The organism is Arthrobacter sp. H-02-3 (genome assembly GCF_003097355.1).
In the GTDB taxonomy this organism is placed as follows: domain Bacteria; phylum Actinomycetota; class Actinomycetes; order Actinomycetales; family Micrococcaceae; genus Arthrobacter; species Arthrobacter humicola.
This window is the reverse complement of sequence record NZ_PYUI01000026.1, coordinates 15473-40575: the sequence shown is the minus strand read 5'-3', so window position 1 is coordinate 40575 and position 25103 is coordinate 15473. Positions and strand designations below refer to the sequence as shown.

The 25103-nt window shown below is 67.4% G+C and carries 21 protein-coding genes, 2 tRNA genes and 1 riboswitch; of the genes, 21 read left to right on the top strand and 2 right to left on the bottom strand.

Annotated features, from left to right (window positions below; genetic code table 11):
• Positions 1-30: 30 nt before the first annotated feature.
• Complete coding sequence (locus C9424_RS19120) at positions 31-1110, bottom strand: endonuclease/exonuclease/phosphatase family protein (RefSeq protein ID WP_237563566.1); 1080 nt, start codon at positions 1108-1110, stop codon at positions 31-33.
• A 445-nt stretch (positions 1111-1555) separates the two neighbouring features.
• Between C9424_RS19120 and ileS the strand changes: the two genes are divergently transcribed.
• Genes ileS through ndk form a run of 4 tightly spaced genes read left to right on the top strand, consistent with a single transcriptional unit; the run spans position 1556 to position 7211 of the window.
• Complete coding sequence (ileS, locus tag C9424_RS19115) at positions 1556-4903, top strand: isoleucine--tRNA ligase (RefSeq protein WP_116768433.1); 3348 nt, start codon at positions 1556-1558, stop codon at positions 4901-4903.
• A gap of 3 nt (positions 4904-4906) precedes the next feature.
• A complete protein-coding gene (locus C9424_RS19110) occupies positions 4907-6265 on the top strand; it encodes a bifunctional folylpolyglutamate synthase/dihydrofolate synthase (RefSeq protein WP_091253686.1) in 1359 nt (452 codons plus the stop codon).
• A gap of 3 nt (positions 6266-6268) precedes the next feature.
• On the top strand, positions 6269-6745 hold the full coding sequence (locus tag C9424_RS19105) for a DUF4233 domain-containing protein (protein ID WP_116768432.1): 477 nt from the start codon (positions 6269-6271) through the stop codon (positions 6743-6745).
• A 52-nt stretch (positions 6746-6797) separates the two neighbouring features.
• Entirely contained in the window at positions 6798-7211 is a 414-nt protein-coding gene (ndk, locus tag C9424_RS19100) for a nucleoside-diphosphate kinase (RefSeq protein ID WP_091253679.1), read from the top strand.
• A 102-nt stretch (positions 7212-7313) separates the two neighbouring features.
• On the opposite strand, the gene C9424_RS19095 is transcribed toward ndk, so the two are convergent.
• The gene (locus C9424_RS19095) at positions 7314-7985 is read right to left on the bottom strand and encodes a vitamin K epoxide reductase family protein (RefSeq protein WP_116768431.1); all 672 of its coding nucleotides are present in this window, start codon (positions 7983-7985) and stop codon (positions 7314-7316) included.
• A 473-nt stretch (positions 7986-8458) separates the two neighbouring features.
• Here C9424_RS19095 and C9424_RS19090 point away from each other — a divergent pair, with 473 nt between their 5' ends.
• The 17 genes from C9424_RS19090 to C9424_RS19010 all read left to right on the top strand — a co-directional run bounded on the left by C9424_RS19090 (position 8459) and on the right by C9424_RS19010 (position 25085).
• On the top strand, positions 8459-11620 hold the full coding sequence (locus tag C9424_RS19090) for an Rne/Rng family ribonuclease (RefSeq protein WP_116768430.1): 3162 nt from the start codon (positions 8459-8461) through the stop codon (positions 11618-11620).
• Between the two features lie 145 nt (positions 11621-11765).
• Positions 11766-11863: riboswitch (TPP riboswitch) on the top strand.
• Positions 11846-13483, top strand: a complete 1638-nt coding sequence (locus C9424_RS19085) for a bifunctional hydroxymethylpyrimidine kinase/phosphomethylpyrimidine kinase (RefSeq protein ID WP_161958256.1) — start codon at positions 11846-11848, stop codon at positions 13481-13483. Its footprint overlaps the riboswitch before it by 18 nt.
• Before the next feature lie 356 nt (positions 13484-13839).
• Positions 13840-14148, top strand: a complete 309-nt coding sequence (gene rplU / locus C9424_RS19080; protein ID WP_116768429.1) for a 50S ribosomal protein L21 — start codon at positions 13840-13842, stop codon at positions 14146-14148.
• A 61-nt stretch (positions 14149-14209) separates the two neighbouring features.
• A complete protein-coding gene (gene rpmA, locus C9424_RS19075) occupies positions 14210-14473 on the top strand; it encodes a 50S ribosomal protein L27 (protein ID WP_009372867.1) in 264 nt (87 codons plus the stop codon).
• A 116-nt stretch (positions 14474-14589) separates the two neighbouring features.
• The gene (gene obgE / locus C9424_RS19070) at positions 14590-16176 is read left to right on the top strand and encodes a GTPase ObgE (RefSeq protein ID WP_116768428.1); all 1587 of its coding nucleotides are present in this window, start codon (positions 14590-14592) and stop codon (positions 16174-16176) included.
• A complete protein-coding gene (gene proB, locus C9424_RS19065) occupies positions 16166-17341 on the top strand; it encodes a glutamate 5-kinase (RefSeq protein ID WP_237563565.1) in 1176 nt (391 codons plus the stop codon). Before obgE ends, proB begins: the two co-directional genes overlap by 11 nt.
• 26 nt (positions 17342-17367) lie before the next feature.
• The gene (locus C9424_RS19060) at positions 17368-18762 is read left to right on the top strand and encodes a glutamate-5-semialdehyde dehydrogenase (protein ID WP_116768427.1); all 1395 of its coding nucleotides are present in this window, start codon (positions 17368-17370) and stop codon (positions 18760-18762) included.
• An 80-nt stretch (positions 18763-18842) separates the two neighbouring features.
• Positions 18843-19082: a hypothetical protein gene (locus C9424_RS19055; RefSeq protein WP_091253668.1), complete on the top strand. Its 240-nt coding sequence runs from the start codon at positions 18843-18845 to the stop codon at positions 19080-19082.
• Positions 19083-19095: 13 nt separating this feature from the next.
• Complete coding sequence (gene nadD / locus C9424_RS19050) at positions 19096-19851, top strand: nicotinate-nucleotide adenylyltransferase (protein ID WP_116768426.1); 756 nt, start codon at positions 19096-19098, stop codon at positions 19849-19851.
• A gap of 7 nt (positions 19852-19858) precedes the next feature.
• Positions 19859-21043, top strand: coding sequence for a hypothetical protein (locus tag C9424_RS19045; protein WP_116768425.1), 1185 nt, complete (start codon positions 19859-19861; stop codon positions 21041-21043).
• 191 nt (positions 21044-21234) lie between these two features.
• Positions 21235-21636: a ribosome silencing factor gene (gene rsfS / locus C9424_RS19040; RefSeq protein WP_116768424.1), complete on the top strand. Its 402-nt coding sequence runs from the start codon at positions 21235-21237 to the stop codon at positions 21634-21636.
• Between the two features lie 167 nt (positions 21637-21803).
• Positions 21804-21876 (top strand) — tRNA-Ala (locus tag C9424_RS19035).
• A gap of 154 nt (positions 21877-22030) precedes the next feature.
• Positions 22031-22106, top strand: a tRNA-Ala gene (locus C9424_RS19030).
• Between the two features lie 227 nt (positions 22107-22333).
• On the top strand, positions 22334-23155 hold the full coding sequence (locus C9424_RS19025) for an amino acid ABC transporter substrate-binding protein (RefSeq protein ID WP_116768423.1): 822 nt from the start codon (positions 22334-22336) through the stop codon (positions 23153-23155).
• Positions 23156-23191: 36 nt separating this feature from the next.
• Positions 23192-23857: an amino acid ABC transporter permease gene (locus tag C9424_RS19020; RefSeq protein ID WP_202615928.1), complete on the top strand. Its 666-nt coding sequence runs from the start codon at positions 23192-23194 to the stop codon at positions 23855-23857.
• A complete protein-coding gene (locus C9424_RS19015) occupies positions 23844-24641 on the top strand; it encodes an amino acid ABC transporter ATP-binding protein (protein ID WP_116768422.1) in 798 nt (265 codons plus the stop codon). Before C9424_RS19020 ends, C9424_RS19015 begins: the two co-directional genes overlap by 14 nt.
• A gap of 84 nt (positions 24642-24725) precedes the next feature.
• Positions 24726-25085: a zinc ribbon domain-containing protein YjdM gene (locus tag C9424_RS19010; RefSeq protein ID WP_116768421.1), complete on the top strand. Its 360-nt coding sequence runs from the start codon at positions 24726-24728 to the stop codon at positions 25083-25085.
• The last annotated feature ends 18 nt before the right edge of the window (positions 25086-25103 follow it).

Sequence of the window (25103 nt, the reverse complement as noted above, 5' to 3'; positions counted from 1 at the left end):
AGTCCGGCCCGGGCACCGGCGGTGCTGCGGTCAGCCGCCGGCGGGGACTCTCAGTGTGGCCAGTACTGCTGCATGGTCCGAGCCGGCCACGGGCAGCACGGAATAGCCGTAACTGCGCACCTGCGGGCTGGTCACGACGTGGTCGATCACCACGCCCGGCAGGGGCGGTCCGGCCTGCGGCCAGGTCGGAATCAGACGGGCCAGGGCCGCGGCCCCGGCGTCGACGAGGGGGCCGCCGGGGCCGGCCCCGCTTTCGCCGCCCGCCAGCATCCGGCGGAACTCGGCGTGGTCCAGGGTGGCATTGAAGTCGCCGAGCAGCAGCACGTTGCCCGGACGGACCGCGACGCGCCCCAGAGCCGCGAGTTCGCTCCGCCACTGCCCGGCCCGGCCCCACACCGGAGCCTTGGTGTGCACATTGGTCACGTCGAGGGAGACCGGCCGTCCGTTGGGGTCCCCGGCCGGAGCCGGGCCAAGGTCCACCCGCACGGTGGGCATATGGAAAGCGGAACCGTCCACGGAGTCCAACGGAGCGATCGGGCGGGAGGAGTACACGCCGCCTCCTCCCGCGCCCTCGACCGCCCGGCTGATCCGGTGCGGAAGCAGCGTGCCCAGCCCCTCGGCATCCAGCCGTCTTTCCAGGGCGGGCGAGAGTTCCTGGACGGCAAGCAGCTCGACGCCGTTCTCACGCACCAGCCGCACCACCTCCGCGGCGTCCGCCTGGCCCTTCCACGCATTGAATGTCATGACCTTCAGTTCGGTGGCGGGCGGCTGTCCCGTGCCCGCTTCGTGCTCTGCGCCCTGCTGCCCGCCTTGCAGTGGATCAGCCTGCGCAGCCAGGAGCCGGTCCGCCACCCGGTCCGGCGGGAACAGCCACAGAAGCTGAAGGGCCAGCAGGGCGCCGGCCGGGAGCACGGCCCAGGGGCGCCGTGCCGGCAGCGCCAGCAGGAAGGCTGCCCCGGCCGGAAGCGCGAACCAGGGCGTGAAGGCCACGAGCTGCACCACCGGGGACGGCCACGGCGCCGGGACCGCCCGAAAAAGGGACACCACGGCGACGGGCGCGGCGCACAGGGCCGAGGACACTTGCCAGCGGCGGCTCGCGCGGCGGCTCATCACGGGTCGGCCCGAGGCGGCCGGGGGTCGGTCATGGCAAGAGTCTAAGCAGTCCGGCCGTTCGCGTCGCCCCTGAGGGCACGTTTGCCGGGCGGTGTCACTGCCGGTCATGGCCGGTCGCTCCATTTGGGGCCATGATTTGCAGTAACATCGACGTAGCAGCTTTGACCCGGCCATCACCGGTGAGCTTCCGGAAGAACACCCCCGCGTGCGGTGGCGACGTAGTCGCGGCAGCGCGTGCAGGGCCAGTAGAACCGGACGGGTAAGCCCGTCACAGCAGTAATGAGCGGCCGACGCCGGCGCAGCCCCTTTCCCGAAAGGGTGCGGGCCCGGTGGCGGTAAGTGAGGTGGTACCGCGGTGCCGGTGTTGTCGAAAGACAGTGCAGGAGCCGTCCTCGCATCCTGAATGAATACATGTGTTCGCCGCTCAACCCAGGATGTCGAGATGACCCATTACCCCAAGGCCTCAGCCGCACCCGCCGGTTCCACCACCTCAGCTTCCAACGCCGCAGGCGTGTCCGCCTCTGTGAAGTTCCCGGAGATCGAAGAGCGCATCCTCAAGTACTGGGACCGGGACGGCACTTTCCAGGCCAGCATCGACCAGCGCGACGCCGGGCAAGACGGCAGCAATGAATTCGTCTTCTACGACGGCCCGCCCTTCGCCAACGGCCTGCCGCACTACGGCCACCTCCTGACTGGCTACGCCAAGGACCTCGTAGGCCGCTACCAGACCCAGCGCGGCCGCCGCGTGGAACGCCGCTTCGGCTGGGACACGCACGGCCTGCCCGCCGAGCTGGAAGCGATGAAGCAGCTGGGCATGACGGACAAGACCCAGATCGAGGCCATGGGCATCGACAAGTTCAACGACGCCTGCCGTGCCTCCGTCATGAAGTACGCCGACGAGTGGAAGAGCTACGTCACCCGCCAGGCGCGCTGGGTGGACTTCGAGAACGACTACAAGACGCTCAACGTCGAATACATGGAGTCCGTGCTCTGGGCCTTCAAGCAGCTGCATGAGAAGGGCCTGACCTACAACGGCTACCGCGTGCTGCCGTACTGCTGGAAGGACGAGACGCCCCTGTCCAACCATGAACTGCGCATGGACGACGACGTCTACAAGAACCGCCAGGACCAGACCGTCACGGTCACCTTCCCCATCACGGCAGGGGAGTCGGAGCTGTCCAGGCAGCTCGCCGGCGTGCAGGCGCTCGCCTGGACCACCACCCCCTGGACGCTGCCCACCAACCTGGCGCTCGCCGTCGGGCCCGCCATCAGCTATGTGGTGCTGCCGGCCGGCCCGCACGGGATCAAGGCCGCCGCGGCCGAAGCCCCCGTGACGGGCAGCTTCCTGCTCGCCGCGGACCTCCTGGGCGCCTACGCCAAGGACCTCGGCTACGGCGACGGCGCCGAGGGCGTGGCTGCCGCCGAGGCCGCCGTCACCTCCCGCCACACCGGCGCCGAGCTCGAAGGGCTGACGTACGCGCCGCTCTGGGACTACTTCCACGATGCCGAGAAGTACGGCACCGAGAACGCCTGGCGCTTCCTCGTGGCCGACTACGTCACCACCACCGACGGCACCGGCATCGTCCACCAGGCTCCCGCCTATGGTGAAGACGACCAGAAGGTCTGCGAAGAGGCCGGCATCCCCGTCGTCCTGTCGGTCGACGAGGGCGCCAAGTTCCTGCCGCTCTTCGGCCACGGCGACCTCGCCGAAATCGCCGGGCTGCAGGTGTTCGAGGCCAACAAGCCCATCACCCAGGTGCTCCGCGCCCAGGGCCGCCTGGTCCGCCAGGCCAGCTACGAGCACAGCTACCCGCACTGCTGGCGCTGCCGCAACCCGCTGATCTACCGCGCCGTGTCCTCCTGGTACGTCGAGGTCACCAAGTTCAAGGACCGCATGTCCGAGCTCAACCAGGAGATCAACTGGATCCCGGGCAACGTCAAGGACGGCCAGTTCGGCAAGTGGCTCGCCAACGCCCGCGACTGGTCCATCAGCCGCAACCGCTACTGGGGCAGCCCCATCCCGGTGTGGCAGTCCACCGACCCGGACTACCCGCGCACCGACGTCTACGGCTCGCTCGCAGAGATCGAGGCCGACTTCGGCCGCCTGCCGCTGAACAATGACGGCCAGGTGGACCTGCACCGGCCGTTCATCGACGACCTCACGCGCCCGAACCCGGACGACCCCCGCACCCCGGAGGAAGGCCAGTCCGTCATGCGCCGTGTCGAGGACGTCCTGGACGTCTGGTTCGACTCCGGCTCTATGCCCTACGGCCAGGTCCACTACCCGTTCCAGAACGAGGAATGGTTCGACACCCACAATCCGGCGGACTTCATCGTCGAGTACATCGGCCAGACCCGCGGCTGGTTTTACATGCTCCACATCCTCTCGACCGCGCTGTTCGACCGGCCGGCCTTCCGCAACGTCATCAGCCACGGCATCGTCCTGGGTTCCGACGGGCAGAAGATGTCCAAGAGCCTGCGCAACTACCCGGACGTCTCCGAGGTCCTGGACCGCGACGGCTCCGACGCCATGCGCTGGTTCCTGATGTCCAGCCCGATCCTGCGCGGCGGCAACCTTGTGGTCACCGAGCAGGGCATCCGCGACGGCGTCCGCCAGGTCATCCTGCCGCTGTGGAACGTGTACAGCTTCTTCACGCTGTACACGAACGCCTCTGCCGGCGGCTCAGGCTACGACGCGAAGCTCCGCTACGACGGCTACGCCGACACCCTGGACCAGTACCTGATGGCCAACACCGGGGACCTCGTCCGGAACATGACCGCCCAGCTGGACAACTACGACATCTCCGGCGCCTGCGACGAACTGCGCGGCTACCTGGACATGCTCACCAACTGGTACGTCCGCCGCAGCCGCCAGCGCTTCTTCGACGAGAACGTCGACGCCTTCGACGCGCTCTACACGGCGCTGGAAACGGTCTGCCGGGTCGCGGCCTCGCTCCTGCCGCTGGTCACCGAGGAAATCTGGCGCGGCCTCACCGGCGGCCGCTCCGTGCACCTGGCCGACTGGCCGGACGCCGACCTGTTCCCGGCCGACGCCGACCTCGTCGAGGCGATGGACCGTGTCCAGCAGATCTGCTCCACCGGCTCCTCGCTGCGCAAGGCCGCGAACCTCCGCGTGCGGCTGCCGCTGCAGGAACTTACCGTCGTGGCACCCGGCGCGGACGCGCTGGAAGGCTTCGCCGCCGTCGTCGCCGATGAACTGAACCTGCGCTCGGTCCGCTTGCTCGATGCCGAGAACGCCTCCCCGGAGGAGTTCGGCATCGAGCAGAAGCTCGTGGTGAACGCCCGCGCCGCGGGCCCGCGCCTGGGCAAGAACGTCCAGCAGGCCATCAAGGGCTCCAAGTCCGGCGACTGGTCGGTCAGCGACGAAGGTGTGGTCACCGCCGGCGGGCTCGAGCTCGAGCCGCAGGAATACACCCTGGAAACCGTCGTGGCCGAGGCCGCCGAAGGCGAGGGATCCCGCGCAGCGGCCGTGCTGCCCGGCGGAGGTTTCGTGGTCCTCAACACCGAAGTCACCCCCGAACTGGAAGCCGAAGGTGCGGCCCGCGACATGGTCCGCGCCATCCAGCAGGCCCGCAAGGACGCCGGGCTCAACGTCAGCGACCGCATCCACACCACCGTCACCGCCAAGCAGGACATCATCGATGCCCTCCTGGCCAACGCGGCCCTCGTCACCACCGAAACCCTGACGGTCCGGCTGGACACCGTCCCGGCCGACGTCAAAGAACCGCAGGTCAGTGTTGCCAAGACCGCTGCAGAAGTAGGGGCCTAAGCCATGACCGACGAATTCTCCGTAGAAAGCGTGTACGCCGAGCTCCTGGGCCGGGCGCCGGAAAACAAGATGGAGCCGCGGCTCGCCCCGTTGTACCGTGCCATGGAGATCCTGGGGGAGCCGAACAAGGCCTTCCCGATCATCCACGTCACGGGCACCAACGGCAAGACCTCCACGGCCCGGATGATCGAAGCCGGCCTGCGGGCCCACGGCCTGAGCACCGGCCGCTACACGAGCCCGCACCTGTCCAAGGTCACAGAACGGATCAGCATCGACGGCGCCCCGGTGCCGGATGAGACCTTCGTCCGGATCTGGGACGAGATCCGCCCCTACCTGCAGATCGTGGACAGCGAACTCGAGGCCGAGGGCCAGCCCCGGCTGACGTACTTCGAGTGCCTGACCATCCTGGGCTTCGCGGTCTTCGCGGACCAGCCGGTCAACGTCGCCGTGATCGAGGTGGGTCTGGGCGGCATCACCGACGCCACGAACGTCGGCGACGGCCAGGTGTCCGTGGTCACCCCGATCTCCCTGGACCACACGGAGCTGCTCGGCGACACCACCGGGGACATCGCCTACGAGAAAGCCGGCATCATCAAGCCCGGCGGCTTCCTCATCAGCGCGGCGCAGCCGGTCGACGCGGCCCAGGTCCTGCTGGAAAAGGCCAAGGAAGTCAACGTGCCGTTCCGCTTCGAGGGCGTGGAGTTCGGCGTCGAATCCCGCACTGTCGCGGTCGGCGGCCAGATGGTCACCATCCAGGGCATCGCCGGCCGTTATGAGGACCTGCTGGTGCCGCTGCACGGCGCACACCAGGCCGAGAACGCCGCCGTCGCGATCGCCGCGCTGGAAGCGTTCTTCGGCGCGGAAAAGGCGATCGACGCCGAGATCCTGCAGGAGGCCTTCGCCTCCGTCACCTCCCCGGGCCGGCTCGAGGTGGTCCGCACCGCGCCGACCATCATCGTGGACGCGGCTCACAACCCGGAAGGCATCCGGGTCTCCGCCGAGGCCATCCACGAGGCCTTCAACTTCACCAAGCTCGTGGTGGTGGTCGGCGTCCTGCGGGAAAAGGATGCCGAGGAGATCCTCCGCCAGCTCAAGGAATCCCTGGGCGGGCTCGCCACCGAATACTGCTTCACCGAGTCCAACTCGCCCCGGGCCGTCCCGGCCGAGGACCTTGCCGAGATCGCGATGGATCTGGGCTTTGGCGAGGACAACATCCATGTCGCCGCGAAGCTCGACGACGCCCTGGAATGGGCCGTGGAACGCGCCGAAGCCGACGACGAACTCGCCGGCGGCGTCCTGGTCACCGGGTCCATCACGCTTGTTGCCGATGCCCGGATCCTGCTCGGAAAGGCGGACGCTTAAGCGATGGCCAAACTCACCAAAGCCCAGCGCGAATGGCGCCCGGGCATGCCCAAAAAGCGGCGTTCCACCAAGGTCATGTTCGCCTCCGCGGTCCTGCTGCTGGAAGCGTTTGTGGTGCTGTTCGGGACGCTGGCCGTCTTTGGGCTCCACCGGAACGAGTTCCCGCCGGCTCTGGTCTTCTCGGTGGGGATCGGGCTGTGCCTCGTGTTCGTCCTGACCTGCGCGGTCCTCTCGAAACCGTGGGGAGTGGCCCTGGGCTGGATCCTGCAGCTGGTGCTCATCCTGGGGGGCCTCGTGGAGCCTGCCATGTACCTCGTCGGCGCCCTCTTCGCCGTGTCCTGGTGGTACGGCATCCGCACCGGCATCCGGATTGACCGGGAGGCGGCCCAGCGGGAACGCGAACAGGCTGAATGGGAAGCGGCCCATCCCGCGGGCAGCGGACCGGAACAAACGCCTGGCGCCGACGCCCGGAACGCGTAGCCCGAACCACGTAGACTTGACCCGAACCCCACCCCAACACATTGGAGCAGCTGTGAGCATTGAGCGCACCCTCGTCCTGATCAAGCCCGACGGCGTCGCCCGCAACCTGTCCGGCGCCATCCTGAGCCGGATCGAAGCCAAGGGCTACACCCTGGCCGAGCTCAAGAAAGTCGATGCGAGCCGGGAGCTGCTGGAGCAGCACTACGAGGAACACGTCGGCAAGCCGTTCTACGAGCCGCTGGTTGAGTTCATGCTCAGCGGCCCCGTTGTCGCCGCGATCTTCGAGGGACACCGCGTGATCGAGGGCTTCCGTTCCCTCGCCGGCACCACGGACCCGACGACGGCGGCGCCCGGCACCATCCGCGGCGACTTCGGCCGCGACTGGGGCCTGGCCGTGCAGCAGAACCTGGTCCACGGTTCGGATTCGGTGGAGTCCGCCGAGCGCGAGATCAAGATCTGGTTCTAGCCCTCATTTCCGGGTTTACTCCGCACCGGGGTAACAGAAAAGGCCAATGTTCGCGAAGAACATTGGCCTTTTCTGTCAGCTCGTTTTCCCGGGGCGCGGTTCCTAATACCCGGAGGTCCCGATGAAAACCTGGATGAAGGCGAAGAAGATCGTGGCGATGACGGCGACGTAGAGCAGCGCCGTGATGATCCAGCCGGCCTCGCCCAGGACCCTGGTGGGGCCGGCGGGCAGGGCGATCACGCCGTGGGAGATGTTCCGGATGGTCACCCAGACGAACATCGGGATCATTATGGCCCAGACGATCATGCAGAACGGGCAGAGGATGTGGATGGAGTACAGGGCCTGGGACCAGAGCCAGACCACGAACACGAAGCCCAGGCTCACGCCGGTCTGAAGCCCCAGCCAGTACCAGCGGGCGAACCTGGCACCAGCCAGGATGCCCATGGCTGTGGTGATGATCACCGCGAACGCGACGATTCCGATGAACATGTTCGGGAAGCCGAACACGGAACTCTGCGGCGTCTGCATGACCTGGCCGCAGGAGATCCATGGGTTCACGTCGCAGATCGTGACGTGGTTGGGGTTCTTCAGGACCTCGAGCTTCTCCAGCACCAGGGCGCCGGATGCGAGCCAGCCGATCACGCCGGTGATCAGCAGGAGCCAGGCGAACGGCCGGTCGCGGGTCATGGTGGGAAGGGGCCGGTCCGCGGGGGCCGGTCCGGAGCCCGGTTGGTGCGCGGTCGCGTCACCGGCAGTGCTGGAGATGCTGGGCATGGAATATGAGTCCTTTTGATCGGGTGCTTCTGGCCCCGATTGTAACGCCGCGGGCTGGACGGCGCCGGGAAACGCCCCTGTCTGTCCCGTCGCGGCCCGCAGCCGGGGCCCTTCCGGCCTTGCCTACGCCAGCTTTGACGGCTCTTGTGAGACAATGATCGTGGCTGGAACCCGATCCACATCCGGATTCCGGTCCGGCGATTTTGTTTCAAGACCGCCAATGATGAGCAGGGAGCTGCGGATCCTCTGATTCCAGCTGTCCCGCAATGCCATTGGACGGCACCTGGTTGTGGCGTGTAGGTCAACGGGTTCCAAAACAATCTCGCCGGCCCTCCAGGGCTGCCGCACCCCACTGCCGGTGCGAACCTGAGGGTATCCAATTGACTTCTGTCAATGCCTGCGGGTGTTGACGCATATTTGCCCCAACGGGCGCCGAATGTGGCGGCGCATCAGGGGCAGGAGTGTCGCCACATATGGATAATGATCAGGTTGTAGCCGGTAACGAAGAACTAGTTGTTGCCGAGGAAACGCAAGAAACAGCCGTAAATGCGGAAGCAGAGGCTCCGGTAGCGCCGAAGAGGGCCGTCCGGACCCGCCGCAAGGCACCCGTCGCGAAGGTCGACCCCGCGGCGGCCGCCGAAGCTGTGGCCGAAGCCGCGGCCCTGGCCGCAGCAACCGCCTCGGATGAGCCGCTCGCCGCCGCCGAACGGGCCGCAGCCCCCGAACCCACGGCAAAAGCCCCCGCACGGCGCACCCGTGCCCGCAAGCCGGTTGCCGCACCGGAGCCCCTGCCGGCCTTCGCCGACGAACCCGAAGCCAACGCCGCCGCCGCGGAAGCTCCCGCCGAAGCAGCACAATCAACAGAGTCCGCAGTTGCGGAAAAGCCGGTCCGGCGCCGCGCCAGCCGCGCCAAGGCCGCTCCGAAGGTCGACGAGGTCCCCGCAGTAGCTGCGGCGGAAGAAGAAACCGAAGAAGCAACCGAAGAAGCGGCCGCCGCACCCGCCGAAACACAGGCACAGGCTGCACAGCCCGTCACGGCAGACGAGCAGCCGGCGGAAAGCCCTGCCGCATCGCTCTTCCTGGAACCGGGTGCCCTCACCTCCGTGATCTTCCAGGCCCCGGACCTCAGCACCGTGGTGCGACCGGCCCCGGCGGCCGCAGCAGCGGAGCCCGAGGAAGAAGAAGGCGACGAGGACGAGGACGCCGGCAGCCGCCGTCGCCGCCGTAGCCGCGGCCGCCGCGGACGCACCCGCACCTCCGCCGAGTCCGAGATCGACGTTGAAGGCACCGAGGAAGAGGGCGAGGAGGGCCAGGAGGGGACGCTCGAGGACGGCGTGACCTCGCGCCGCCGGCGCCGCCGCCGCCGCGGTGACCAGGACCTGGAACTGACCGGCGGGGGAGACGACGATCCGCCCAACACCGTGACCCGCGTGCGCGCGCCGCGGGCCATCAGCGAAGCCCCGGTCAACAACCGCGTCACCTCGGTCAAGGGTTCCACCCGCCTCGAGGCCAAGAAGCAGCGCCGCCGCGAATCCCGCGACACCGGCCGCCGCCGCACCGTGATCACCGAAGCCGAGTTCCTGGCCCGCCGTGAATCCGTGGACCGGCAGATGATCGTCCGCCAGCGCGACGACAGAATCCAGATCGCCGTCCTCGAAGACGGTGTCCTGGCCGAGCACTTCGTTTCCAAGACCCAGCAGGACTCCCTGATCGGCAACGTCTACCTGGGCAAGGTCCAGAACGTGCTGCCCTCCATGGAAGCTGCCTTCGTGGACATCGGACGCGGCCGCAACGCCGTCCTGTACGCCGGCGAAGTGAACTGGGATGCAGTGAACCTCGAAGGCAAGCAGCGCCGGATCGAAAACGCGCTCAAGTCCGGCGACTCCGTCCTGGTCCAGGTCACTAAGGACCCGGTCGGCCACAAGGGCGCCCGGCTCACCAGCCAGATCTCGCTGCCCGGACGCTACCTGGTCTACGTGCCCGGCGGTTCCATGACCGGCATCTCCCGCAAGCTGCCCGACGTCGAACGCAACCGCCTCAAGCGGATCCTCAAGGACCGCCTGCCCGAGGACGCGGGCGTCATTGTCCGCACTGCGGCCGAAGGGGCGTCCGAGGAAGAGCTGACGCACGACATCAACCGGCTCCGCGCGCAATGGGAAGGCATCGAGAGCCAGTCGACCTCTACGAAGATCCTCGCCCCCGAGCTGCTCTACGGCGAACCCGACCTCACCATCAAGGTGGTCCGCGACGTCTTCAACGAGGACTTCTCCAAGCTGATCGTCTCCGGCGAGGAAGCCTGGGACACCATCGAGGCCTATGTGACCTACGTGGCACCGGACCTCGTTGGCCGGCTCGAGAAGTGGACCAAGGACACGGACATCTTCGCTGCCTGGCGCATCGACGAGCAGATCCACAAGGCCCTGGACCGGAAGGTCTTCCTGCCCTCCGGCGGGTCCCTCGTGATTGACCGCACCGAGGCCATGACCGTGGTGGACGTCAACACCGGCAAGTTCACCGGCTCCGGCGGCAACCTCGAAGAAACCGTCACCAAGAACAACCTGGAAGCGGCCGAGGAAGTCGTCCGGCAGCTGCGGCTGCGCGACATCGGCGGCATCATCGTGATCGACTTCATCGACATGGTGCTCGAATCCAACCGAGACCTCGTGCTGCGCCGCATGGTGGAGTGCCTGGGCCGGGACCGCACCAAGCACCAGGTGGCGGAGGTGACCTCGCTGGGCCTCGTGCAGATGACGCGTAAGCGGATGGGCACCGGGCTGCTGGAAGTCTTCGGCGAACAGTGTGAAGCCTGCGCGGGCCGCGGCATCGTCACCCACGACGAACCCGTCGAGCACCGCCGGGCCAACACGGTCGCTGCCGAGCACTACGTCCCGCGCGCCGAGGCCCAGCCTGCCGCCCGCACCGAACGCAAGAGCCGCCGCCGCGGCCGGGGCCAGGAGTCCGCTCCGTCCGCACCGGCCGCCGTCCACGCCGAGCCCACCGAGGCCGAGCGCCATGCCAAGGCTGAAGCCACCCGTGCCGCGCTGGCGAACATCGCCGCCGCGGCCCACGCCGCGCACCTGCACGACGGGGAAGCGGCTGCAGCCAGCGACGCCGGGGCCCGCCAGGCCGCCGTCGACGCCGTCACGAAGCTCGCCGCCACGGAAGAGGCAGCCGGCCGTCCCGCGGCTGTGCTGACGTTCGGCGGTGAGCAGGTGGCCCTGCCGTTCGTCGAGCACGCCGAGGGCACACCGGAGCCGTCCCTGACCCTGGACCTGCTGACCGAGGCCTTCGCCAACCTGGGCGAAGCTGAGGCCCAGGCCGGCAAGCAGGCGGCCGCCCAGGCCCAGCACGAGACTCAGGCCACGGCCGCACCCGAGCCGGCGCGCGTCGAGGCGCCGGCTTCACGGACAACGGAGACCACGACGACGCGCGGCCGCCGCGGGCGCCGCAACCGGAGCGCCAGCCGCGCCCAGGGTGCAGCCAACGAGACCTCCGTGGAGCACCGCGAGGCAACACGGCCGGCCGCGGCCGGCTCGGTTCACGAGGCCAAGGCTCCCGCCGCGGCCAGGCCGGCCATCCCGGCCGGCAACGAGCCGATCATCCTCGGGGTCGGCGTGCCGGCATCGGAGCTGTAGTTCTCCACGGCTGATCCCTTCCGCCACCGGTCGGGCTGTTGTGTGGATTGCGGGTTCGGGCCGGAGCGGGCGTAACAATACGTCCGCTCCGGCCCGGGCCCGCTTCTCCGTTAACAGGCCAGCGCCGGGACAGCGGCTAGGCTTGACCACTGACACGGGGTGCCGCGCATCGGGCCGGCTGAGATCCAGACCCGTTGAACCTGTCCGGTTAGCACCGGCGAAGGGATGTCTGACTTGTCCGCAACAGTGAATCCGTCTGAATTTCTGCCCCACACTTTTCTGCCTCCCAATTTTCTGCCCTCCGCGCCGTCTGCGCCGCTGCGCATTCCCCGGGTGCTGGCCATCGCCGGTTCGGACCCGTCCGGCGGCGCAGGGATCCAAGCGGACTTGAAGAGCATCGCGGCGAACGGCGGCTACGGCATGGCCGCCATCACGGCCCTGACAGCGCAAAACACCCAGGGCGTGCGCGCCGTCCACGTTCCTCCGGCAGAGTTCCTCACGGCGCAGCTGGACGCCATCAGCGACGACATCGGCATCGACGCCGTGAAAATCGGCATGCTGGGTGACGCCGCGGTGATCGACGCCGTCCGCACCTGGCTGGAAAAGGTGCGACCCGCCGTCGTGGTCCTGGACCCGGTAATGGTGGCCACCAGCGGCGACCGGCTCCTGAAGGAATCCGCCGAGGCCGCACTGGAGGCCCTCCTGCCCCTGGCGGACCTCATCACGCCGAATCTTGCCGAGCTGGCCATCCTGCTTAAGGAACCCGTCGCGGCAAACTGGGCGGAAGCCCTGGCGCAGGGCAAGCGCCTGGCCGCCCTGACCGGCACCACCGTCCTGGTCAAGGGCGGACACCTCCCCGGCGGGGATGGTGCCGGGGATAGTGCCGGGGACGGCTGCCCGGATGCGCTGGTCAACACCGTAGGGCTGCTGGGGCAGGAGACCGTGGTGGTGCCGGGGGAGCGGATCGCCACCCGCAACAGCCACGGCACCGGCTGCTCCCTGTCCTCGGCCATGGCCACGGTGCAGGCGCGGGTGGGGAACTGGGAAGCCGCACTGCGGGAGGTCAAGCCGTGGCTGCTGGGTGCGCTCCGCGAAGCCTCGGCCCTGGACGTCGGCACCGGCAACGGCCCGGTCCATCACTTCCATCACGTGCAGGACCGCACGAGCTCTCAGCACAGCCAGCACAGCCAGGGGACGGCGGAGACCCCCGCGGAGGGCGAGTTCGCCGCGGCCCTGCGCGATGGCGCCGCGGCCGATCTCGACGCCATCTATGCCCTGGACTTCATCCGCGGACTCGCCGACGGCACTCTGCCCGAGCACGAGTTCGCCTACTACCTGGCCCAGGACGCCATTTACCTCAACGGCTATTCCCGGGTCCTGGCCCGCGCCGCCGCCCTCGCCCCCACCGAGGCCGAACAACTGTTCTGGGCCCGCTCGGCGCAGACCTGCCTTGAGGTCGAGTCCGAGCTCCACCGCTCCTGGCTCAGCACCCGCCCCGCGGCGGCCGGCCTGGGCCCGGTCACGAAGTCCTACGTGGACCACCTGCTGGCCGCCTCCGTCTCGGGCAGCTACGGCGTGCTCGTGGCGGCAGCCCTACCGTGCTTCTGGCTCTACGCCGAAGTCGGGGCCACCCTGCACCGGGAATTCCTGGCCGGCGGCGCCCCCGCGGCGCACCCTTACGCCGACTGGCTGCGGACGTACGCCGATGAGGACTTTGCCGCCGCGACCCGGCAGGCGATTGCGTACACTGACGCGGCGGCCCGGCAGGCCTCCGCCGGCGAGCGGGAGGCCATGGCCTCGGCCTTCCGGCAGTCCTCACGCTACGAAGTGCACTTCTTCGACGCGCCGAGACTGCACGCCTGACCCAACCCGCCCCGCACACCCGCTAGGATGGTGGGGCACGGTTCCGGAAGTCGTTGCGGCAACACTGCGTAAAAACGTAGTGGCGCCTATCACGGACTACCCGCCGGAACCAGCCTCATTTGCGGCCGAAGGCAAAATTAGCGTATTCTAGATCTTCGGTGCTTACGCCAACACTTGGGTTATGACCCTGAGAACTATCCACTTGGAATTCCTCGTGGATTTGTTCCGGGGGTAGCTCATGGGTTCCCCCGGGGAATCCACCGGCGTTGAGGCACAGCGTGAGCCGGTCCAAACAATTTGGCCCCAGGTTCCGCACGCAAATCTAGTAATAAACGTCGAGAGAAGTGAGTTCCCCAGTGGTGTACGCGATTGTCCGCGCAGGCGGCCGCCAAGAGAAGGTTTCCGTTGGAGACTTCGTTACCCTGAACCGCGTCCCCGGTGGAGCCGGCAGCACCTTTGAGTTGCCCGCACTGCTCCTGGTGGACGGTGACAAGGTCACGTCTGCTGCTGCGGACCTGGCCAAGGTAACGGTTACGGCTGAGATCCTCGAAAACCTTCGTGGTCCGAAGATCGTCATCCAGAAGTTCAAGAACAAGACCGGTTACAAGAAGCGCCAGGGCCACCGTCAGGAATTGACCAAGGTCAAGATCACCGGTATCAAGTAACTCTTCGTTACTGTTCAGGTTCCAGCAGATTCCCCAGAATTTTTGAAGGCAGGCATTTCAAATGGCACATAAAAAAGGCGCGAGTTCCACTCGCAACGGTCGTGACTCCAACGCCCAGTACCTCGGCGTGAAGCGCTTCGGTGGCCAGGTGGTTTCCGCAGGCGAAATCATCGTCCGCCAGCGTGGAACCCACTTCCACCCGGGCGCCGGCGTCGGCCGCGGCGGGGACGACACCTTGTTCGCCCTGACCCCCGGTGCTGTCGAGTTCGGCACCCGCCGTGGTCGTCGCGTTGTGAACATCGTGGCTGCTGCAGCTGCAGAGTAACAACAAGTTCTAAATCGGTGGGGCGGGCCATTAGGTCCGCTCCACCGGTGTTTTAACCGCATTACAATCAACTTGGGCCTTTTTGAGGTCCGGGGAACAGCACTGAGGAGATCCACGTGGCTAGCTTTGTAGACCGGGTAGTACTGCACGTATCCGGCGGTACCGGCGGCCACGGCTGTGTCTCCGTTCACCGTGAGAAGTTCAAGCCCCTCGGCGGTCCCGACGGCGGCAACGGCGGCAATGGCGGCGACGTCATCCTGCGCGTCGACCCGCAGACCACCACGCTCCTGGACTACCACCACGCCCCCCACCGGCACGCCACCAACGGTGGTCCCGGCATGGGCGACTGGCGCGGCGGCAAGAACGGTGAGACCCTCATTCTTCCGGTTCCCGAGGGAACCGTCGTGAAATCCAAGACCGGCGAAGTCCTCGCCGACCTCGTGGGCGAAGGCGCCGAGTACATCGCGGCGGCCGGCGGCATCGGAGGACTCGGCAACGCCGCGCTGTCCTCGCAGAAGCGCCGCGCCCCGGGCTTCGCGCTGCTCGGCATCGAAGGCGAATCCAGCGACATCGTCCTGGAACTGAAGTCCATCGCCGACATCGCCCTGGTCGGCTTTCCGTCCGCCGGCAAGTCCAGCCTCATCGCCGCGATGTCCGCCGCGCGGCCCAAGATCGCCGACTACCCCTTCACCACCCTGATCCCCAACCTGGGCGTCGTCCAGGCCGGCGAGGTGCGCTTCACGATCGCCGACGTCCCCGGGCTGATCGAGGGCGCCAGCGAAGGCAAGGGCCTGGGCCACAACTTCCTGCGCCACGTGGAGCGCTGCGCCGCCCTGGTGCACGTGCTGGACTGCGGAACCCTCGAAGCCGACCGCGACCCGCTCTCCGACCTCGCCATCATCGAAGCCGAACTCGAGAAGTACGCCGTGGACATGAGCTACGCCGGCACCGACGGCGAAGTGGTCCCGCTGAACCACCGCCCCCGCCTGGTGGCGCTGAACAAGGTCGACCTGCCGGACGGCAAGGACATGGCCGAGTTCGTCCGCCCGGAACTGGAATCCCGCGGCTACAAGGTCTTCGAGATCTCGGCAACGAGCCACGAGGGCCTCCGCCAGCTGGGTTTCGCCATGGCCGAAATCGTCAAGGCCGCCCGCGACGCCGTCGCCGCGACCCCGCCGAAGGTGCAGGCTCCCGTGCTGCGCCCCCGCGCCGTCAACGAATCCGGCTTCACGATCCGCCGCGAAGAAAAGAACCTGGAGCCCCTCTTCCGCGTCCTCGGCGACAAGCCCGTGCGCTGGGTCAAGCAGACCGACTTCACGAACGAGGAAGCGATCGGCTACCTCGCCGACCGCCTCGCCAAGCTCGGCGTCGAAAACGAACTCTTCAAGCAGGGCGCCACGCCGGGCGACACCGTGGTGATCGGCGAGGACGACGGCGTCGTCTTCGACTGGGAGCCGACCATGATGGCCGGCGCCGAACTGCTCGCCTCGCCGCGCGGCACCGACGTGCGCTTCGCCGACATCGGCGATCGCCCGACGCGCGGCCAGAAGCGCGACGAGCAGCAGGAGCGCCGCGACGCCAAGGCTGCCGCCCGCGCCGAGCTCGAAGCCGAGCGCAAGGCCGGTATCTGGACCGAATCCGTCAGCGGCCGCCGGGCGCGGCCGCTCAAGGAGAGTGGGCTGGGCGAAGCCGATGACGAGTAAGACCGTCGTCGGGCACCTCACGCCTCACAACCTCAAAGCGCAGACCCTCAAGGCACCCGACCGTACCGCGCTGTCCGGGGCCCGCCGGATCGTCGTCAAAGTGGGCTCGTCCTCGCTGACGTCCATCAAGGGCGGGATCTCGGAAGAGGCCCTGACCGGCCTCGCCGACGCCCTGGCGCACAAGCGCAACGCGGGCGCGGAGATCATCCTGGTCTCCTCCGGTGCGATTGCGGCCGGGCTCGCGCCGCTGGGACTTGAGAAGCGCCCGCGCGACCTCGCCACCCAGCAGGCAGCCGCCAGCGTGGGCCAGGGCCTGCTGATGGCCCGCTACACGCACGCGTTCGGGGCGCACGGGGTGACCGTCAGCCAGGTGCTTCTGACCGCTGATGACTTCATGCGGCGCAGCCAGCACACCAACGCGTTCCGCGCGCTGGACCGGCTGCTGAACCTTGGCGTCGTCCCGGTGGTCAACGAAAACGACACCGTGGCCACCCATGAGATCCGCTTCGGCGACAACGACCGCCTCGCCGCCCTCGTGGCGCACCTGGTCCGCGCCGACGCGCTGGTGCTGCTCTCCGACGTCGACTCCCTCTACGACGGCCCGCCGTCGCACGGCGCCAAGCGGATTCCGCACGTTTCCGGCCCGCACGACCTCGACGGCATCTCGATCGGCAGCACCGGAAAAGCCGGCGTGGGCACGGGCGGCATGGTCACCAAGGTCGAGGCCGCCAGCATCGCCGCCGGTTCGGGCATCCACGCCCTGGTCACCTCCACACGGAATGCGGCCGCCGCGCTGGCAGGGGAGGACGTGGGAACATGGTTCTCCGTCAACGGCTCCCGCAAACCCATCCGGCTCCTGTGGCTGGCCCACCTGGCGTCCGTGCAGGGCACTCTGGTGCTCGACGACGGCGCGGTCAAGGCCGTCCGCGACCGCCACACCTCACTGTTGCCGGCGGGGATCGCCGCCGTGCGGGGCCATTTCGAGGCCGGCGATGCCGTGGAGATGGTCTCGACCGACAACACCGTGATTGCGCGCGGGCTCGTGAACTATTCCGCCGCCGAACTGCCCCAAATGCTGGGCCGCTCCACGCGCGAGCTGGGCAAGGCACTGGGTCGCGGATATGACCGCGAAGTTGTTCATGTTGACGATCTGGTGCTGGTCTAGGTTCACCGCTCGCCTAAACTGGACGTATGACTGAGGCCCTGACTTCCGCCGCCCTGCCTTCTGACGACCTGCCTGCTGAGAACTCTGCCGGCACCACCGTGCCCGCCCAGGGGTTCGCCGCGGCGCCGGATCCGGCACCCGCAGGAGCCCCGGCCACGGCAGCGGAGGTCGAAGCTGCCGTCCATGCGATCGCCGACCGTTCACGTAAAGCTGCCCGCAAGATGGCGCACGCGAACCGGGCGTGGAAGGACCGCGGCCTGCGCGCCATCGGCAAGGCGCTGCTGGAGCACAAGAACCAGATCCTGGCCGCCAACGCCAAGGATGTCGCGGCCGGCCGGGCCAACGGCACCGGTGCCGCCCTCCTGGACCGCCTGACCTTGAGCGATGCACGCATCACGGCCCTGGCCGCGGCACTGGAGAACCTCGCCACGCTGCCGGACCCCGTAGGGAACGTGGTTCGCGGCCAGACGCTGCCCAACGGGCTCCGCCTCCGCCAGATCAACGTGCCCATGGGTGTGGTGGCCGCGATCTACGAGGCCCGCCCCAACGTCACCGTGGATATCGCCGGCCTCGCCCTCAAGAGCGGCAACGCCGTGATCCTGCGCGGCGGTTCCGCTGCGGCTGCGACCAACGCGGCCCTCGTCACGATCCTCCGCGATGCCCTGGAATCGGTGGGCCTGCCCGCCGACGCCGTCCAGACCGTGGACCAGTACGGCCGCGACGGCGCCAACGCGCTCATGCGGGCGCGCGGCCGGGTGGACGTCCTCATTCCCCGCGGCGGGCGCCAGCTCATCCAGGCCGTGGTGACGAACTCCTCCGTACCGGTCATCGAAACCGGTGAGGGCAACGTCCACATTTTCCTGGATGCGTCCGCCGGCGAGGAGATGTCCGTGGACATCCTCCTCAACGCCAAGACCCAGCGGCCGAGCGTCTGCAACACCGTCGAAACGCTCCTGGTGCACTCCAAGTCCACCGTCCTGCCGGCCGTCGCCGCCGCCCTGCGGGCCGCCGGGGTCACCCTCCACGTGGACCAGCGCGTCCGCGCCGCGCTGCCGGCGTCGATCGAAACCGTCCCGGCCACGGACGAAGACTGGGCCACCGAATACATGGACCTGGACCTGGCCGTGGCCATGGTGGACAGCCTGGACGAGGCCGTCCGGCACATCCGCACATGGTCCACGGGCCACACGGAAGCGATCCTGACCAACGACCTCGCCAACGCCGAACGCTTCATCGCCGACGTCGACTCGGCGGCCGTGATCGTGAACGCCTCCACCCGCTTCACTGACGGCGGAGAGCTCGGCCTCGGCGCCGAGGTGGGGATTTCCACCCAGAAACTGCATGCCCGCGGCCCCATGGGACTGACCGAGCTGACCACCACGAAGTGGATCGTGCAGGGCGAGGGCCAGATCCGGGGCTAGCGACGCTGTAACATGGAACGGAAGACCGGGACGGCGGACACCTCCGCCGTCGTCACATTTTGAACTCACTAGGGGAGAACATGCTGTCGCAGCAGATCGCCACTTTCGTCGCCGCAGCCGGCGCATCAGCCAACGAGGAGCTCGCGCCGCTCATCGCACCGCCGTTTGTCATTGGCGGCTCCATGTTCGCGGTCCTGGTGGTCCTGCTGCTGATCACGCTGTCCTACTCCAACCTGGGCCGTCGCCACGAGGCCGTCGAGGAGCACTCGGATCCGCACCGCCAGCACCCGAACAAGCACGACCACGGCCAGGGTCACTAATATTTCCGCCACCATGAGGCAGCGCGGCGCCCAGCGCCGCCTGCGTCTGGGTGTGATGGGCGGCACGTTCGATCCCATCCATCACGGACACCTTGTCGCGGCCAGCGAGGTCGCGGCAAAGTTCGAGCTCGACGAAGTCGTGTTTGTTCCCACCGGCCAGCCTTGGCAGAAGATGGCCAAGAAAGTCAGCGAAGCCGAGCACCGGTACCTCATGACTGTCATCGCCACGGCCTCGAACCCCCGTTTCACCGTGAGCCGCGTGGACGTGGACCGGCCGGGCCCGACCTACACGATCGACACCCTGCGCGACCTCCGTACGCTGCGCCCCGATGCCGATCTCTTCTTCATCACCGGCGCGGACGCGCTGGCCCAGATTTTGTCGTGGAAAGACATCGATGAACTCTGGTCCCTCGCGCATTTCGTGGGCGTAACCCGTCCCGGACACGTCCTGGACGGCATGGGCCGCAAGGACGTCAGCCTCCTCGAGGTTCCGGCCATGGCCATTTCCTCCACGGATTGCCGCACCCGGGTGGCCGAAGGAAATCCCGTCTGGTATCTCGTGCCGGACGGGGTGGTCCAATACATCGCAAAGTATGGCCTGTATGACGCTCCCCGCGAGGCGGTCCGCCTCGACAGCCGACACGCCGGGAACAGCAACGCCGGAACCAACAACATCGGGACTAACAATGCCGGAAACGACGCGGCAGGGCTTGACCCGGCACAGCATGATCCAGCCTTCGAGATAACCCAACCAGCCAGCACTGAATGAGTTTGCCATGAGTCAGGAACAGCCTCCCATCCGCAGCCGCCGCGAACTTCGGCAGGCCAGAGATGAACGCCTGGACACCGCGGCACCGGACGAGCCGACAGAGGCCGAAACCACCGGCCGCATGCGCCGGGTAGCCGACGCTCCCGTGGACTCTGTGGGCGCCGGCGAGGAGCGGTCCTCCCAGGTCCGCGCCCGGGACCGTGCTGCGCTGCGCACCATTAAGGAACTCGCTGAAAAGGAAGGCCACCTCGCCGGGGGCGGACCGCCCACGCGACGCCAGCTGCGGCTCCTGCAGCTGGCCGCCGAAACCGCCCCGGCCACCCAGGCCAACACCATTGTCCCGGCCTCACCGCGGACCCGGGCCACCCCGGTGGTTTCCCCGTCCGGCAAGGATGCTGCTCAGAAGGACGCCGCCCAGCAGAAGGACGCTGCCCCTAAAGACGCCGCCCCTAAGGGCGCCGGCGGCAAGACGCCCGACGGCATGACGGTGGAGCAGGCGCTGGCCGCGCGCGAGCTCCTCGCGGCGCAGGCCCTGAACCAGATGGCGAAGATGGAGCACATCACGGCCACGGATCCCGACGCCGTCGATCCGGCCGTTCTGGCCGAGCAGATCGCCTTGGCTGAACGCGTTGCGATCCTTAACCGCCGTGCCGCCGCCAAGCAGAAGCTCGCAGAACAAAACAGCCAGCCCGCGGCGCCTCGCAACGATCCCACCACAGCCAACAATCTGGCCATGGTCACACCTTTGGAATTCGAGAAGGTTCCCGGCGTGGAGCGGCCCGTCATGAAGCGCCCTGCCACGTCGTATGTTCCGGTGGTCACCAACCCGGGTCCCCGGGTGGACGCACCACGGAAACCCGGCCTCCGGCGCCCCGGACTGTCCCGCCAGCGGGCCGCCAGTCCTGCCGCCGGCCGGGCAGGCGTGCTGGCCCGGGCGGAAGCTGCCGCCAAGGCAGGAACGGTCAAGCCATCAGCCGCGGCTGCGAATGCTGCGGGGGAGACCGACGAGAGCCTGGTGGGCGGGGAGCCCGTGGCCGCGAATGCCGCCTATGGCCTGGATCCCCTGGATGCGGCGACCGCGGGTCTGGGCCGGGCCCGGCGCCTGCGCATGATCCAGCTTGGCGTCCTGGCTCTGGGGATCGTCGCGCTCATCGCCGGCATCACGCTGATTGTCACCGGGCTGGCCCACTAGGCCCGGTGCCGTCCGCGCGAGGCCGTCAGCGCAGGGGAGCGTTCCAGTCACGAGGCCCGTTGTCCCCGCAGCGTTCGAATGCAGCCTCCACCACCGGCGCTTCCTCAGCCCGGATTTTTCAGTTCAGCTTTTCAGTTCAGCTTTGACCACAAAGTTTCATCACAAGAATTTTCATCACTACAAGGAGTCCCGTGACTGCAACCGATTCATCCATCACCACCGCCCGCCACGCAGCCCGCGCTGCCTCGGAGAAGCTTGCCGAGGACATCGTGGCCCTGGACGTCAGCGAACGGCTCGCCCTGGCCGACGTTTTCCTCATCGCCTCGGCACCCAGCGAACGCCAGGTCAACGCGATCGTGGACGGCATCGAGGACGAGCTCGCCAAGTTTGACCAGAAGCCCGTCCGCCGCGAAGGCCGCTCCGGCGGGCGCTGGGTGCTGCTGGACTACTCGGACGTCGTCATCCACGTCCAGCACGAGGAAGACCGCGTCTTCTACGCCCTCGAACGCCTCTGGAAGGACTGCCCCGTCGTCGACCTCCAGCTCGGCGACGACGCCTCCGCCAAGGCCACCGCAGCCACCGACGCCGAGTAGCAACCCCGCGCACCGGCCAGGCCGCCGGAAGCTGAACAGAGCCGAATATGCCCGATTTGGAATTTTCGGAAGGGCTGTTCTAAGATATTTGAGTTGCTTCGGAGAGATCCGGACAAAGAAACCGGAACTTTACACCTCGGTAGAGGTGGTCGGAGCAGCGAAAATTCGGGGCTGTGGCGCAGCTGGTAGCGCACCTGCATGGCATGCAGGGGGTCAGGGGTTCGAGTCCCCTCAGCTCCACCGGAGAATCCGCCGGAATCGAAAGATTCCGGCGGATTTTTTTATGCCTGTGGGCAGAAACATGACGGTTCAGCGCGCCAATTGGCGCGGACGGCGATTGTGGTTTAGGCTATTCAGGTTGCTTCAGCGAGGACGGAACTTGCGAAGCAAATGAGGGGCTGTGGCGCAGCTGGTAGCGCACCTGCATGGCATGCAGGGGGTCAGGGGTTCGAGTCCCCTCAGCTCCACCAACTAAGGGAACCACCGGAAACGGTGGTTCCCTTTCTTGTACCCGTTTTACCCCCAATAGCTTCAGTGCCCGTAGCGGCCGTATCCGTCAAGACCGTCTCATGAACGCTCGTCACATACCGTCATTTAGGGTCTCCACCCCGGGCCGGTCCTTGCTATCGTCGCTAGGAGACGGCCGCCCCGCAGCTTAGCTGGAAGGCCTTTTCCGGCTCCACGACGAAGGACCATCATGAAGCGCACACGACTTTCCGTAATTGGCCTCATTGCCGCAGCAGGACTCGCCCTGGCGGGGTGCGGGTCGGCGTCCACAGCCCCGTCCAGCTCGGCGCCGGCGGCCGGCGCAGACACCTCCTTGAGTGACGTCAAGAGCGCCGGCGTGCTGAAGGTCGGCACGGAAGGCACTTACAAGCCGTTCACGTTCCACGCCAACGGCAGCGGCGAACTGACCGGCTATGACGTGGAGATCATCAACGCCGTCGCCGACAAGCTGGGCGTCAAGCCGGCCTTCCAGGAAACGCAGTTCGACGCCATCTTCGCCGGCCTCGACGCCAAACGGTTCGACGTCGTCGCGAACCAGATTTCCATCACGGACGAACGCAAGGCGAAGTACGACTTCTCCACTCCCTACACGGTGAGCACCGGCGTCATTGTCACCAAGGCCGACAACAACAGCATTACGTCCTTCGACAGCCTGCACGGCAAGACGACGGCGCAGTCCCTGACGAGCAACTGGTACAAGCTGGCGCAGCAGAGCGGCGCGAACGTCGAGGCCGTGGAGGGGTGGGCGCAGGCGATCACGCTGCTCAAGCAGGGCCGTGTCGATGCCACCATCAACGACAAACTGACGTACCTCGACTCCCAGAAGACGTCCCACGACGACACCATCAAGATTGCCGCCGAGACCACCGACAAGTCGCTGAGCGCCTTCGCCCTGCGCAAGGGATCAACCAGCCTGACCGACGCCATCAACAAGGCCCTCGGCGAGCTCGCGGCCGACGGCACCCTGGCCAAGATTTCCCAGAAGTACTTCGACGCCGACGTCTCGAAGTAGCCCGGTGGAGACCGCCGAGGAACGCCGCGTCCGGGCATGAACATCAATTGGGAACTCGTGTGGTCCTCGCTGGGCCCCCTCCTGACGGGTGCGATCGCCGGCACCATTCCGCTGGCGCTGGCCTCATTCAGCCTGGGCCTCCTGCTGGCCCTGCTGGTAGCGCTCATGCGGCTGAGCCGCAACCGGGTGGTCTCGGCGGTCGCCCGGATTTACATCTCCGTCATCCGCGGGACCCCGCTCCTGGTCCAGCTGTTTGTCATTTTCTACGGGCTCCCGTCCGTCGGAATTACCATCAGTCCCTGGCCGAGTGCGATCATCGCGTTCTCCCTGAACGTGGGCGGCTATGCGGCGGAGGTTATCCGGGCGGCCATTCTTTCTGTTCCCAAGGGGCAGTGGGAGGCCGGCCACACCATCGGAATGTCGCGCCGTCAGACCCTCGTGCGGATTATCCTGCCGCAGGCCGCGCGGGTCTCGGTCCCGCCGTTGTCCAACACCTTCATCAGCCTGGTCAAAGACACCTCGCTGGCGTCACTGATCCTGGTCACCGAGCTGTTCCGCCAGGCGCAGCAAGTGGCGGCTTTCAGCCAGGAATTCATGCTGCTGTATCTGGAGGCCGCCGTGATCTACTGGATCATCTGCCTCGTCCTGGCCAGCGGACAATCCGCACTGGAGAAGAGATTGGACCGCTATGTCGCCCACTGAAACCCCGCTCCCGGTCGAGGTCGTCCCCGACGCCGCACTGCTGACCGTCCGAGGTTTACGGAAGTCGTTTGGCGACCACGAAGTGCTGAAGTCCATTGATCTGGACGTCCGCCGCGGCGAAGTGGTCACGTTGATCGGGCCGTCCGGGTCGGGCAAGACGACTGTCCTGCGCTGCCTCAACGGCCTTGAAGTGCCCGACGCCGGTGTCGCGGAGTTCGCCGGACAACTGACCGTCGACTTCTCCACGCCGATGGCGAAAAAGCAGGTCTACGGGCTCAGGGACCGCAGCGCCATGGTCTTCCAGCACTACAACCTCTTCCCGCACAAGACCGTTCTGGAGAACGTGATCGAAGGACCGGTCCAGGTGCAGAAGCGGCCCAAGGCCGAGGCGGTTCAGGAAGCCCGCGACCTCCTGGCCCGCGTCGGGCTGGCCGGCAAGGAGAGCAGCTATCCGTTTGAGCTCTCCGGCGGCCAGCAGCAGCGTGTGGGCATTGTGCGTGCGCTCGCCCTGCGCCCGCAGCTGTTGCTCTTCGACGAGCCGACGTCGGCCCTGGACCCGGAGCTGGTCGGCGAAGTCCTGGCCGTCATCAAAGAGCTGGCGGAAGAAGGCTGGACCATGGTGGTGGTCACCCACGAGCTCGCGTTCGCCCGTCAGGTGGCCGACGAGGTCATCTTCATGGACGGCGGGGTCGTGGTTGAACGCGGCCACCCGGACACCGTGCTGCGCAACCCGCGGGAGGAACGCACCCGGCAGTTCGTGGACCGGCTGCTGAACCCGTTCTAAGGCAGCGCTCACGGGGCGACCAAAGAGCGGACAAAAAGGACCGGCTGAAAGAGCGGACCGAAAGAGCCGACTAAACTTAGGGACGTGAACGACTCCCTGCCCCCGTGCCCCGAATGCTCCAGCGAATACACCTACGAGATGGGGGCGCTCCTGGTTTGCCCGGAGTGCGCGCACGAATGGTCGGCGTCCCCGGAGACTGACACGGACGCCGAAACCCCTGCCGAGGCCGTCATCAAGGACGCCGTCGGCAACGTCCTCGCCGACGGCGACACCGTCACGGTGGTCAAGGACCTCAAGATCAAGGGCAGCTCCACGGTCATCAAGGTCGGCACCAAGGTCCGCGGCATCCGCCTCGTGAACGGCGTCGGCGACCACGACATCGACTGCAAGGTGGACGGTGTGGGCCCCATGCAACTCAAGTCCAGCGTCGTCAAAAAGATCTGACCGGGGGCGGGACCATTA